Origin of the sequence: Streptomyces sp. NBC_00569, from assembly GCF_036345255.1 — a bacterium.
Classification (GTDB): Bacteria; Actinomycetota; Actinomycetes; order Streptomycetales; family Streptomycetaceae; genus Streptomyces.
On sequence record NZ_CP107783.1, the window covers coordinates 860,605 to 873,003 of the forward strand.

The following is a 12,399-nucleotide window of genomic DNA, read 5'->3' on the forward strand; positions in this document are numbered from 1 at the left end:
CGGCCGGCTGGTCCTCGTCCAGTTCGCAGAGCACGGCGTCCGCGCGTTCGAGGTCCGGTGGTCGACGGGTCTACCCCTACGTCATGCCGGGTCGTCGGACGACGACAGGTCCGTGGACATGGCCAGGGCGCGGTGCCGGTCGAGCTCGCGGGCGACGAGGTCGAGCTTGGCCTCGACCCGGGCCACGGCGTCGGCGCCGAGCACGAGGCGGAGCGGGGGTTCGGGGGTCTCGGCGAGGCCGACCACGGCGGCTGCCGCCTTGGCGGGGTCTCCGGGCTGGCGGTGGTTGGCGTCCGCGAGGGCCTTGCGGGTGGCGCCTGCCGTGGGGGCGTAGTCGTCGATCAGGCGGGGCTCGGTGTAGAGGCTCGACGCGTCGAGGAAGTCCGTGCGGAAGCCGCCGGGTTCGACGACCGTGACATGGACGCCCAAGGGGGCGAGTTCGCCGTGCAGTGCCTCGGTGATGCCTTCGACGGCGAACTTCGTCGCGCCGTACAGGCCGACACCGGGAGCGGTGGCGAAACCACCGACCGAGCTGATGTTGATCACGTGGCCCGACCGCTGGGCTCGAAGCGTGGGCAGTGCGGCCCGCAGGGTGCTGAGCACCCCGAAGACGTTGATGTCGAACGCGGCGCGTACGGCCTCGTCCGTGACCTCTTCCACCGCCCCGAGGAGGCCGCGCCCCGCGTTGTTGACCAGGACGTCGATGCGGCCGAAGCGCGCGAGTGCGGCATCGACCGCGGCCCGTGTCGTCGCCTCCACGGTGACGTCCAGGTCGACGGCGAGCAGGGCGTCGGACGCGTCCGGGAACGCGCGGCGTACGGCTTCGGCGTCACGTGCGGTGGCGACGACCTCATGTCCTCGCGCCAGCGCCTCCCGCACGATCTCCGCGCCCAGACCTCGCGAGGCGCCGGTGATGAACCAAACAGACATGTCTCCTGCTTTCGTGAGCCTGACTGACTGCGTGTGCCGTATGCGTGTGCCGTAGGGGTCGTACGTGCCGGATGCTCTGTTCGGGGATGCGTGTGCGGCGCGGATGCGGATGCAGGTACGGACTACGGGTGACCCGGCACTCCACGGGCGAAGGTGAAGACGGTTTCCCGCTTCTGACCGTCGTCGGGAAGTTCCCGGTCGGCCCACCTGTCCATGACTTCCACGATCTCGTCCTTGAACTGGGCGAGTTCGGCATCGGTCATCCGCAGCCACACCTCGGCGACGAAGGGGCCGAGCGGCCAGCGCTGCTGTTCGGACTGGGGTTGATCGGCCCAGCGGCGCACCTGGTCGACCTGCCGTTCGAGGTTGAGGGACTCGGCGGCGTTCGCGACGGCCTCCCCCGCCGCGTCGTCGGCGAAGTCGACGGAGGACCACAGGAGCTTCGGCGTGGTGCGCCGCCACCATCGTTCACGCCGGTCGCGGGCGAGTTCGGGGGCCTCCTCGATCAGCCCCGCGGCGGCCAGCGCCTTCAGGTGATGACTCACATTGCCGACGGCTTCGCCCGTCGCCTGCGACAGCGCGCTGGCGGTGGAAGGGCCGTCGAGTTTCAGCAGGTCGAGCAGGCGGCGGCGCACCGGGTGGGCCATCGCGGCCAGCACCCGGGAATCGGTGATCGGAGGGGCCATACGGGCGACACTACTTACACAAGAGGTCTTGTGCAAGGGTTCTTGTGGACTGCCTCAACCACGGTGGAACAGGTCCTGCGGGTCTACGCGCACCCAGCCCTGCCGTGCGGTGGGCGGCCGCGGGACCTCCCGCTGCAGGGCGCGCCATTGGTGCACGAGCGCGTCGTAGATGGGCGTCGGAGAGGCGGCCCCGCCCCCGCCCAGAGGGGCAGCGTGACGCGGTCGGGGCGCAGGAACGCTTTTGCGCGGGTCGTTCATGCGCTGCCCAACGATCGCGTCCGCTCCTGGCCACGCCATTGGAGGGGGATCTTTCCCAGGACACACATCCGGACGGCGACGGCACGCCCTGCGCAGCTCCCTGTCCGCCCTTCCGTCGCCGCGAAACGGCTCGGTCACACGTCCAGCGCGAGCCTCGGTCCGGCGCTCCGCGACACGCACAGCAGCATCGCCCGATTCTCGGCGTGTTCCTGATCGGTGAGCAGGTCGTCGCGGTGTTCGGGACTATCCGGCCAGGACCGGCGTCTCGCACGTGCCGCACGCTCCCTGGCGGCAACTGCTCAAGACGCGTACGCCCGTGCGGTCCAGAGCGTCGAGGGTCGACGAAGTCGCGCGTCCTGCGCTTCCCTCCGGTGCGGTTCCCTGCGGGGCCGGCCGATCTCTCGGCTCGAGATGGAGGTCTTCCGCACCGCACTGGTCCGCCGCATCGAACGCCTGGAGCCCGCCGCTCCGGAGACCCCGTTTCGTGCACAACACGCTGCGCGGCTGGGTCTTCGGTCCCGGTGCGCGTGGTGGCCGGGTGAGCGTGTGGAGCTTCGGCCGCCGCGCGCGCCCCGACCTGGGTCAGGGTCAGCCCTTCGTCAGCCTCATGGGGATCGCCTTCAGGCCTCCGACGATGAAGCCGCCTGCGGGTGCCAACGAGTCTGCGGGCAGGGCGAGTTCCATGTCGGGGAAGCGGTCGAAGAGCGCCGGGAGGGCGACCGCGGCTTCCATACGGGCCAGGGGTGCGCCCAGGCAGCGGTGGACTCCGTGGCCGAAGCTGAGGTGTTCGGCGCTCGGCCGCCGGGCGTCGTACTGCCCGGCGGTGTCACCGTGTTGCTGCGGATCGCGGCCGGTGGCCGCGAACGACGGCAGGATCGCCTCGCCCTTGCGGATCGTGGGGCCGCCCAGGATCTCGATGTCCTCGACGGCGAACCGGAGCGGAAGGTTGGCGACACTGGGGGCCCAGCGGAGGGTCTCCTCGATCACGTCGTTCCAGGAGAGCTCGCCCGCACGGACCAGTTCGAGCTGCTCCGGGTGCGTGAGCAGGGCGTGAACGGCGTTGCCTATGAGGTTGACCGTGGTCTCGTGGCCCGCGACGAGAACGAGCAGGAGCGTGTCGATCAGCTCCTGTTCGGTCATCCGGTGACCATCCTCGTCCCGGGCCGCGACGAGCACACTGGTCAGGTCCGACGCGGGCTCCTCGCGCTTGAGGGCGGCCAGCCCCTTCAGCAGCGCCTGGATCTCGACGAACGCCGCGCCCGCCTCCACGGGGTCGACGGAGGTCATGATGATCTCGGACAGCCGGGCCAGTTCGGCGCGGGTGTCGCCCTCGGGGATGCCGAAGAGCTCGCAGATGACCTGCATCGGCAGTCGGTGCGTGAAGCCCTCGCGGAGGTCGACCACGGATCCCGGGGGCACCGCGGCGAGTTCGTCCAGGAGGGCGGCGGTGATGCGCTCGACCGAGGGCAGCATGGCGTCGGTACGGCGTGCCGTGAACGCCGGTGCGATGAGCTTGCGCAGCCGTCGGTGGTCGCTCCCGTACGCGGTGAACATGTTGTTCACGCCGACCCAGGTGGCCAGCCAGGACTCGTGGTACTCGCCGCGCTGCCACGCGGGCCAGTGCAGGCGGGCGTCCTTGGACACGCGCGGGTCGGTCAGCAGATCCTTGACCAGGCTGTGGCTGGTGATGGCCCATGCCTCGGGGCCGTCCGGGAGCCGGACGAGCGTCGCCGGGCCCAAGGCGCTCAGCCGGGCGGCCTCGGCGTGGATGTCGGCGCCTGCCGGGTCGAGTGCGACGGGTTGCGGTCCCATGAAATGGCTCCTGTCTGATCGGGATCTCGGGGCCGTACGGTGACGCGCCGCCCCGCGGCGCGAGAGCCCGTAGGAACGTACCCAAGATCATTACGACCGTCAGGCACCGATGGCCGGTTCGATGCGGGCGGACCAGGGTTGCCGGTCGCTCGATGACGGTCGCGGCGGTGCGGACGCGGACGGCCCCCTTAAGCCGCCCGGTCCTCGACGGGCCCCGTCTTGGCCGAAAGTCAACCGCTCGACGGTCCGTCAAGAGCAGGCCGCACACAGCCGTGTTGGCACGGAAGACGGACCGGAGTCGCTGCCCGCAGGCGACCGACTCCACGCCCCTTCCTCGGCCACCGCCTCGAGCGAGACACCGCGCTCGACTCGCCCCGGCTGGCAGCCCGAGGCGCTTCAGGTGGTCGAGGGTGAGTGCGCGCAGGAAGCTCCCGGCGTCGAACGCCTCGCCGACTGCGACCACGCCCGTCACCGCCCGGTCACCTCGGAGAAGGCGCGCGAGGCCCTCGACGACGAGCGGCGCCGTGACGGCGTGGATGTCACGGCCTCCCGCCACCGCGCGGCGCGTCTCGTGACCGCGGGTCACGACGGCCTCCACGAGGAAGGACTGCGCGGAACGGCCCTCGGCGTCGGCGGGTACGGGCTCGGGGGTGCCCTCCGCGCGGATGCCGCGCCGAGGCGCGAGGTTCATCATCGCGCGCCTCGGGGGTTCGTCCGGGGAGTGTGCGCGGCCCAGGGCGTGACGGCGACCCGGCCACCCAGCGCGTGTTCGTACAGGACGAGTCCGCTGCCCCTCTCGCGGTCGAGCCGGTCGCGGACGAGGCCGGCGACGCGCGCGTCCCGCGCGGAGCCGAACGCGACCACGGTGAAGCGGCCGGCCCGGGCTTGGCGCGGGAGCGTGTCCAGGCCGGCCGTCGCGGCGGCACGGGCCGACATGGGGACCTCTGCCATGCTGCGGCGACACGTCACCCGCGTCACCGGCCTGCCGCCCGAGGCCGGCCGGGGGGCGTTCGGCGGCCGGTGACACGCGCCGCGCGCGATGCGACCCCCAGGATCACCGAACCCTCACCCTAAAGCTGAGGTCGAGGTGACACTCGACGGGACGCATCTCGGGGCGACGCCGGGGAGCACTCCTGGGGTGGCCGCGTCGGCACCCGCCTGGTACTGCCGGTCCCAGGAAGACGGGACGCCTGGCTGTCGGCGCCGCTCCGCCGCACGCTGGTGCCATGACGAAAACACTCATCACCGGAGCGAACAAGGGTCTCGGCTTCGAGACCGCCCGTCGGCTCGTCGCCGCAGGCCACACCGTCTACGTGGGCAGCCGCGACCCGGAGCGCGGCCGCCGCGCCGCTGAGCGGCTCGGCTCACTCTGGGTTCAGCTCGACGTCACGGACGACGCTTCCGTCGCCGCCGCCGCCAAGGCCATCGAGGCCGACGGCGGACTTGACGTGCTGATCAACAACGCCGGCATCGAGGGCCGGACCCCTGACGGCGGCGTGATCGGCGCCGCGGACGTGACGGCCGACGAGATGCGGTCGACCTTCGAGACGAACGTCTTCGGCGTCGTACGTGTCACCCACGCGTTCCTGCCCCTGCTGCAGAAGTCCGAGGCGCCGGTCGTGGTCAACCTGAGCAGCGGCCTGGCATCGCTGGCGCGGGTCACCGACGCGGGTACGCCGACCCACGCCTATCCCGGAGTCGCCTACCCGGCGTCGAAGACGGCGGTGAACATGATCACCGTGCAGTACGCGAAGGCGTTCCCCGGCATGCGGATCAACGCGGTCGAGCCCGGCTACACCGCGACGGACCTGAACGCCCACACCGGCATCCAGACCGTCGAGGAGGGCGCCGAGATCATCGTGCGCATGGCCCAGCTGGGCCCCGACGGCCCGACCGGCACGTACGTAGCCGCGGAGGGCCCGCTCCCCTGGTGACGACGCGGGTCGCCCGACGGGCCCCCGCCTCACACCAGTCCGTCCGCCATGTCCCGCGTGACGTCACGTCCCCCGCGTACACGCCGCGCGAGGTTGGCGGCGGCATCGGGCCACGCGGGATGGTCGAAGGAGAAGCCCGCGTCGAGCAGCCGGCCCGGGACGACGCGGCGGCTCTTCAGAAGGAGTTCGGTGTCCGAGCGGAGCGCGAACGCGCCGAGTTCGGCCATCCACTTCGTCGCGGGCAGGCCCACCGGGACGCCCCATGCCGTACGAAGCGCGCGCATGAAGTCACGCTGCGGCAGCGGCTCTGGGGCGGCGAGGTTCACGGGCCCGTCCAGGTCGTCGCGTTCGATCAGGAACCGGACCGCTCGGGCGAAGTCACGGTCGTAGATCCAGGACACGTACTGGCCGCCGCCCGCGACCGGACCGCCGAGGCCGAGTCTGGCCAGGCGCAGGAGGATGTCGAAGACGCCGCCGCGGTCGGGGCTCATGACCATCGCGGAGCGCAGGGCGGCCTTGCGGGTGTGCGGGGTGTCCGCCCGCTCCTGCGCTCGCTCCCACGCCTTGGCGATCTCGACGCTGTAGCTCCAGTAGCCGGGGACGCCGGCCTCGTCGCCGCCGAGCACGCCGGTCGCCTCGTCGTTCGGTGCGGCGAAGCTGTGGGCGTAGACGGTCGCCGTACTCATCTGCAGCCACACCCTCGGAGGTCGCGCGGCGGCGGCGACGGCCTCGCCGACGACTTCGGCGGACCGCACGCGCGAGTCCATCATGGCCCGGAGGTTGGCGGGGGTGTAGCGGCAACTGACGCTGCGTCCGGCGAGGTTGATCACGGCATCGCTGCCGTCGACGGCCTCGGCCCAAGGCCCCAGGGTCTCGCCGTCCCAGCGCGTTTCCCCCTCGCGCACCGGCCGCCGCGTGAGGACCACGACTTCGTGTCCCGCTTCGGCCAGTTCACGCTTCAGGATCGTCCCCACCTGCCCGGTGCCGCCGGGTATCACGATCTTCATGGAGCCCCCTCATCGCGTCGGCACCACCCTAGCGCAGACATTTGAACGTGTTCAAATCGAGAAGGGAGTAGTCGAGAAGGCCCTCAGCCCCGGTCGCGGACGTGCAGACCGAGCCCCCTCGCACCCGGGGTCTCCACCCCCGGCAGGAGCCTCATGTCGTGGTCGTAGTCCCCGCCCGTGAGCGACCGGAAGGGGACCGGCGTGGCCGTGAAGAGTGTGTCGAGCCGTCGGGCGTACTCCTTCCGTGCCGTGACGAAGCGGTCGTCGGGGAGCTCGTTCGCGCTGTACACCGCGAACGGCTCCAGCGGGCTCATGCCGGTGAACCAGAACAGGCCGTGCTGGACGGGGTGCAGGACGTCGTCGAGGCTTCCGTGGATGCCTCGATCGGAGAACGCCGACTCGCGCGCGCCGACGGTCACCGACACGAGCGCCCGCCTGCCCGGCAGGGAGCTTTCGCCGTACGGCGGCGGGACCGCGGGGCCGTACGCGAAGCCGCTCGTGAAGACCCGGTCGATCCAGCCCTTGAGGATCGCGGGCGCCGAGAACCACCACATCGGGAACTGCAGGACCACTGCGTCCGACCAGCGCACCTTCTCCTGCTCCGCCGCGACGTCGGGCGACAGACCGCCCGAGAGCGTCGCCCGCTCGGAGTCGGCCATCACGTGCAGCCGGCCCGCTCCGGTGTGCTCGGGGAAGTCGTCGGCGTCCACCGTCGCCTTCCACTTCATCGCGTAGAGGTCGGACACCTTCACCTCATGTCCTGCCGTGCGCAGGTGCTCGACCGCGAAGTCGGTCAACGCGGAGTTGAGCGAACGGGGTTCCGGGTGGGCGCTGACCACGAGGATCTTCTTGGGCCGCCGAGGCGTCGTGTCGTTCATGCCACCACGTTCGCCCGGGCGCGTCCGGGCAGCCAGCACCCTGGTCAACGGCGGAACGCTGATCCTGGTACTGCGAGGACCACGCATACTTGGGCCCATGGACGGCGTGAACCACATCGGGGGAACGGACGCGGTTACCACCCTCACCACCGGCGGCTCGCAGCACGGTCTCGGTGACTTTCTCCGCGCCCGCCGCGCGCGCGTCGCACCGGAGCACGTCGGGCTCTCCGGCGGCCGCCGCCGACGGGTGCGGGGACTGCGCCGCGAGGAGCTGGCGCAGCTCGCCGGGATCAGCGTGGACTACTACGTGCGCCTGGAACAGGGCCGCGCCACTCAGCCGTCCGCCGAGGTCGTCGACGCGCTCGCCGGAGCGCTCGGCCTCGACACGGCGGAGCGCGGGCATCTCGCCACCCTGGCAGGCGCCCGGCGGGGCCCCGCGCCCGAGGCCCGGGTGAGCCCGATGCTGCGGCGGCTCCTCGACTCCATGGCCGGCTTCCCGGCCTTCGCCACGAACCACCGCCTGGACGTGGTGGCGTGGAACGCGCTCGGCGCCGAGCTGATCGGCGGCCTGGCCGAGCCGGCCCGCCGCGACCGCAACAACGCGCGGTACCTGTTCCTCGACCCCGCCTCGCGCGTCGTCCACCCGGAGTGGGAGGACCGGGCGGCGGAGGCCGTGGGCCAGCTGCGCGTCTGGTCGGGGCGCTACCCGGACGACACGGAACTGGCGGGCCTCATCGCCGAACTCACCTCGCACAGCGCGGAGTTCAGGCGCATCTGGGACAGCGGCGAGGTCGTGATGTGCGCGGCGGGGCGCAAGCGCCTGAGGCACCCGGTGGCCGGGCTGCTCACCCTGGACTTCGAGACGCTGCACGTACCGGCCGCGCCCGGCGAGACGGGCCTGGTGGTGCATGTCTTCAGCGCCGAGGACGGCAGCGAGGAGGCCGCGGCTCTCGCACGGCTGACCGAAACCGTTACAGTGTCGGACAGGCCGTGACTGGCGCTGGGGTGGAGAACCACCGGGGAGCGGCCTGACCAAAGGGTCGATGTATGCCGTGCGCCTGGGCGAATGGTCAATGACGCCTGGGAGGCGACCATGTCCCCGACACCGACAGCCCACCTCATGGACGGCACCGGCACGGCCCGGCGCCTCGTCGAGGAGTCCGCGGGCAGAGCGGCGGAGCTGGTGAGGCGTACGGGCTCGGCGCCCTGCCTCGCGACCGTCCTGGTGGGTGAGGATCCCGCCTCCGTCACGTACGTCCGTATGAAGCAGGCCCGCTGCGCCAAGGCCGGTATCGAGTCGCGGCGCGTCCAGCTCCCCGCCGAAACGACGACCGCGGAGCTGGTCGCCACTCTCCGCGAGCTGTCGCAGGACGCGTCGGTGCACGGAATCCTGCTCCAGCACCCCGTGGGCCCGCACATCGACGAACGCGCGGCGTTCGAGGCCATCGCCCCGGAGAAGGACGTCGACGGCGTCACCATGACCTCGTTCGGCGCGATGGCCTTCGGACTGCCCGGGTTCGTCTCCTGCACACCGGGCGGAATCATGCGGCTCCTCGACGAGTACGACGTCGATGTCGCGGGGCGGCACGCGGTGGTCGTGGGCCGGAGCGCGATCCTCGGCAAGCCGGCCGGGATGCTCCTGCTCGCCCGGGACGCCACCGTGACGTACTGCCACTCCCGCACGGCCGACCTGAGCGCGTACGTGCGGGAGGCGGACATCGTGGTGGCGGCCGTGGGCCGGCCCCGGCTCATCCGCGGCGAGGACATCAAGCCCGGCGCGGTCGTGATCGACGCGGGCTACAACGCGGGCAACGTCGGCGACGTCGATTTCGACACCGCGGCCGAGCGGGCCCGCCTGATCACTCCCGTCCCCGGCGGGGTGGGCCCCATGACCATCGCCGTCCTCCTGGCCCAGACGGTCACCGCGGCGTACCACCAGCTCGGTGCGGACCTCGATCGCGCGCTCGTCTGACGGGACCGCGCCGATCGCGCATCCGGGATCCCCGGTCGGTGGCGGCGTCGAGAAGTCCGGCGGCCGCCATCTCGAGGGCGGCGCGCGGCAGCGGTGCGCACTCCAGCGGTGCGCACACCTCGAAGCCGAGGTGCCGTACGGCCGTCTCGCCCGACGGCAGCACCTGGAGATACTCGGGACCGTCGGGTTCCTCGCGGCCCAGGAGGAACTCGACGGTCAGGAGCGTACCGGCGGCGATCCGCGCGGATCCGGCCTGCGATTCACGGTCGATCAGCGTGAACTCCCGCTCGTACGGGCCCGGCGGCGGCGCCGCAAGGAGCCACCGGGCGAACTCGGCGGCCCGCGGCGCCCCTTGCCCCAGCGGCAGGCACCCGAGGAAGTACGCGTCGAACCACCAGCCGCCGTCCGCATCTCCGTCGAGGGCGATCCACTGGTCCTCGACGGGGCGGCCCGGGTGGTGGGACCCACGCCATGCGAGGCGAAAGAGCGGACCGGTCCCGGGACGCTCACCTCCGTACGCCATGCAGCGATCTCCCTCGTCCTCCGATGCTCAGGCGACCCAGTGCGGCCGTCGCGCGCCGGACGCCGGCGGAAGGCCGGCGGCGAGCGCGGTCGCCATGCGGTGGACGGCTTCGAGCAGGGTGTCCGCCGGGGTCGTGTACGGGATGCGCATCCGCTGCTCGAAGATGCCGGGGTCGGTGGCGAAGCAGGCGCCGCTCTCGATCCGGACGCCGTTGTCGATGGCTCGTTCGGACAGCGCGGAGGCCACCGGTTCACCCAGGTCGACCCACAACGACAGGCCGCCGGGCGGCAGTTGCCAGGTCCAGTGCGGCATGTGATCGGTCAGTGCGGCGGCCAACGCGGCGCGCTGCACGCGTAGTTGCTCGACTCGGGACGACAGAAGACCGTCGGCCCGGTCCAGGAGGGCGAGTGCCAGGAGTTGGTCGACGACCGATCCGCCCATGTCGGTGGCCACGCGCTGGCCCGCGAGTTCGGTGACGAGGCGTGCGGGCGCGCGCAGCCAGCCGATGCGCAGGCCGCCCCAGTGGGTCTTGCTCATCGAGCCGATGCTGACGACCCGGCCGGTGCCACACTTCGCGGCGTGGGAGGCGAAGGGAGGCGGCGGGGGGACGTCGAGCGCGAGGTCGGCCAGCGTCTCGTCGATGACCAGCCACGTACCGGACCGCTCCGCCGCGCGCAGGACGCGCGCCCGCTCGTGTTCGGGCATGAGGCAGCCGGTCGGGTTGTGGAAATCGGGGATCAGGTAGGCCAGTTGGGGCACGACCTGACGGAGGGTCGATTCGGTGATCTCGATGTCCCAGCCGCTCTCGGTCACCGGGACGGACACGGTGCGCAGCCGGGCACGACGCAGCGCCTCGAGGGCGTTCGGGTAGGACGGGTTCTCGACCATGACCCGGTCGCCGGGGCTGCTCAGCAGTCCCAGGACCAGTGTCAATGCGTGCTGCGCGCCGGATGTCACCAGGATCTGTTCGGGCAGGGTGGCGAGGCCCCGTCGGGTGTAGCGCTCGGCGACGGCGGCGCGCAGATCGGGCAGGCCGTAGGGGTGGTAGCCGGGGGTGTGTGCCTGCGCGGCGAGTTGCGGGGTGATGTGCGCGAGGGCGTCGACGAGTGCCTGTTGCGGGAGCCCGGGGGAGGCTCTGGCCAGGTCGATCGCGCTGTCCTGGGGACTGAGGAGACGGGTGATGCCACTGGGGGTGCGGCCTTCGGGAAGGGCGGTCCATGTGCCCGAGCCCTGGCGGCTGTGTGCGTAACCGCTCTCGCGCAGCAGGTCGTACACGGCGGTGACGGTGGTTCTGCTGGTGTCGAGGGCGGCGGCCAGTTCGCGCTCGGCGGGGAGTCTGACGTGCAGGGCGATGCGACCGTCCAGGATGAGTGTGCTGATCGCCTGCGCGAGGTGGCGGTAGGCGGGTCTCGTGCCGGCGGTGTCGGGCAGCATCGCGGCGAGCCGGCGGCTGCCCAGGGTCCGGTCCGCGCGGCCCACCTTGTCCACCGGCTGGAAGGCGTTCGCGTCAGTCAAACCATTCTCCCGAAATTGGCCATGTCACCCGGGCCAATCACTCTACAGAGTTGCCGCAATGGCCTTGAAGGCCCACGGCACCCACGGTGGAGGCAGGCACATATGCGGCAGGACACGGACACGACGGCCCGCCCCGAGCAGGCGGCTCCGGGAGACGAGGGGACCGGGCGCAGCCGCTCCGCTCCCCCACTCGCCTACGTACGCCTCGGCGAACGCCCGCTCCACCGCTTGCCCCAGCTGTTCATCGGCCTGGCCCTGTACGGATTCAGCATGGCCGTCATGGTCCGCGCCGGGCTGGGCCTGAGTCCCTGGAGCGTTCTCAACGAGGGGCTGGAGAAGCACACTTCGCTGAGCTTCGGCACGCTCACCGCCGTCGTGGGAGTGTGCGTCCTCCTGCTGTGGATCCCTCTGCGGCAGCGGCCGACGTTCGGGACCGCCGCGAACCTCGTCGTCATCGCCTTCTCGTCCGACCTCGGGCTCGCGCTCGTCCCCGAGGGCCTGCCGCTTCCCGAACGCGTCGGGCTCCTCCTCGCCGGGACATTCGCCAATGCGCTGTCCGTCGCCGTCTATGTGGGCGCACGGTTCGGGCCGGGGCCCCGGGACGGGCTGATGACCGGTGCGTCCGCCCTCACGGGACGTTCCATCCGCGTCGTCCGCACGTTCATCGAGGTCTCCGTGCTCGCCGTCGGGTGGCTGCTCGGCGGCGGCGTGGGGCTCGGCACCGTGCTGTACGCCCTGACCGTCGGGCCCGTCACGCAGTTCTTCCTGCCCCGGTTCGCCTACTCGGGCCCGACCAGGACCGCACGCCCAGGCCCGCGTGTCACCGGCTCCCGCACCTCTTCGTAGAGTCTGCGCGGTGAACCTTCACCACGCACCCGATCCAC

General features: G+C 71.7%; 13 protein-coding genes and 1 riboswitch. Of the genes, 4 read left to right on the forward strand and 9 right to left on the reverse strand.

Annotated features, from left to right (window positions below):
- Positions 1-81 precede the first annotated feature (81 nt).
- The 5 genes from OHO83_RS04035 to OHO83_RS04055 form a co-directional block, all read right to left on the reverse strand.
- Positions 82-930: an oxidoreductase gene (locus OHO83_RS04035; protein ID WP_266678818.1), complete on the reverse strand. Its 849-nt coding sequence runs from the start codon at positions 928-930 to the stop codon at positions 82-84.
- 122 nt (positions 931-1,052) lie between these two features.
- Positions 1,053-1,616, reverse strand: coding sequence for a winged helix-turn-helix domain-containing protein (locus tag OHO83_RS04040; RefSeq protein WP_330278690.1), 564 nt, complete (start codon positions 1,614-1,616; stop codon positions 1,053-1,055).
- 501 nt (positions 1,617-2,117) lie between these two features.
- Positions 2,118-2,369, reverse strand: coding sequence for a 2Fe-2S iron-sulfur cluster-binding protein (locus tag OHO83_RS04045; RefSeq protein WP_330278691.1), 252 nt, complete (start codon positions 2,367-2,369; stop codon positions 2,118-2,120).
- A gap of 93 nt (positions 2,370-2,462) precedes the next feature.
- Positions 2,463-3,686, reverse strand: coding sequence for a cytochrome P450 family protein (locus tag OHO83_RS04050; protein ID WP_266678813.1), 1,224 nt, complete (start codon positions 3,684-3,686; stop codon positions 2,463-2,465).
- A gap of 690 nt (positions 3,687-4,376) precedes the next feature.
- Positions 4,377-4,637: a hypothetical protein gene (locus tag OHO83_RS04055; RefSeq protein ID WP_329432113.1), complete on the reverse strand. Its 261-nt coding sequence runs from the start codon at positions 4,635-4,637 to the stop codon at positions 4,377-4,379.
- Between the two features lie 275 nt (positions 4,638-4,912).
- On the opposite strand from OHO83_RS04055, the gene OHO83_RS04060 reads away from it, so the two are divergent.
- Positions 4,913-5,620 (forward strand): SDR family NAD(P)-dependent oxidoreductase, encoded by a 708-nt coding sequence (locus OHO83_RS04060; protein ID WP_266678809.1) that lies wholly within the window; start codon positions 4,913-4,915, stop codon positions 5,618-5,620.
- Positions 5,621-5,649: 29 nt separating this feature from the next.
- Here the strand turns inward: OHO83_RS04060 and OHO83_RS04065 are convergent, their stop codons facing one another.
- Both OHO83_RS04065 and OHO83_RS04070 read right to left on the reverse strand, forming a co-directional pair.
- A complete protein-coding gene (locus OHO83_RS04065; RefSeq protein ID WP_266678807.1) occupies positions 5,650-6,627 on the reverse strand; it encodes a TIGR01777 family oxidoreductase in 978 nt (325 codons plus the stop codon).
- 83 nt (positions 6,628-6,710) lie between these two features.
- Positions 6,711-7,505, reverse strand: coding sequence for an NAD(P)H-dependent oxidoreductase (locus tag OHO83_RS04070; protein ID WP_266678805.1), 795 nt, complete (start codon positions 7,503-7,505; stop codon positions 6,711-6,713).
- 97 nt (positions 7,506-7,602) lie between these two features.
- Here OHO83_RS04070 and OHO83_RS04075 point away from each other — a divergent pair, with 97 nt between their 5' ends.
- Together OHO83_RS04075 and OHO83_RS04080 are read left to right on the forward strand one after the other, a co-directional pair.
- Entirely contained in the window at positions 7,603-8,499 is an 897-nt protein-coding gene (locus OHO83_RS04075; RefSeq protein ID WP_330278692.1) for a helix-turn-helix domain-containing protein, read from the forward strand.
- Positions 8,486-8,576, forward strand: a riboswitch (ZMP/ZTP riboswitch). Its footprint overlaps the gene before it by 14 nt.
- 22 nt (positions 8,577-8,598) lie before the next feature.
- Positions 8,599-9,477: a bifunctional 5,10-methylenetetrahydrofolate dehydrogenase/5,10-methenyltetrahydrofolate cyclohydrolase gene (locus tag OHO83_RS04080; RefSeq protein ID WP_266678801.1), complete on the forward strand. Its 879-nt coding sequence runs from the start codon at positions 8,599-8,601 to the stop codon at positions 9,475-9,477.
- On the opposite strand, the gene OHO83_RS04085 is transcribed toward OHO83_RS04080, so the two are convergent.
- Positions 9,425-10,000, reverse strand: a complete 576-nt coding sequence (locus tag OHO83_RS04085; RefSeq protein ID WP_266678799.1) for a hypothetical protein — start codon at positions 9,998-10,000, stop codon at positions 9,425-9,427. The two genes, OHO83_RS04080 and OHO83_RS04085, sit on opposite strands and share 53 nt — an antisense overlap.
- A 27-nt stretch (positions 10,001-10,027) precedes the next feature.
- A complete protein-coding gene (yczR, locus tag OHO83_RS04090; RefSeq protein WP_323187069.1) occupies positions 10,028-11,515 on the reverse strand; it encodes a MocR-like transcription factor YczR in 1,488 nt (495 codons plus the stop codon).
- Positions 11,516-11,617: 102 nt separating this feature from the next.
- Here yczR and yczE point away from each other — a divergent pair, with 102 nt between their 5' ends.
- Positions 11,618-12,361: a membrane protein YczE gene (gene yczE / locus OHO83_RS04095; protein ID WP_266678797.1), complete on the forward strand. Its 744-nt coding sequence runs from the start codon at positions 11,618-11,620 to the stop codon at positions 12,359-12,361.
- The last annotated feature ends 38 nt before the right edge of the window (positions 12,362-12,399 follow it).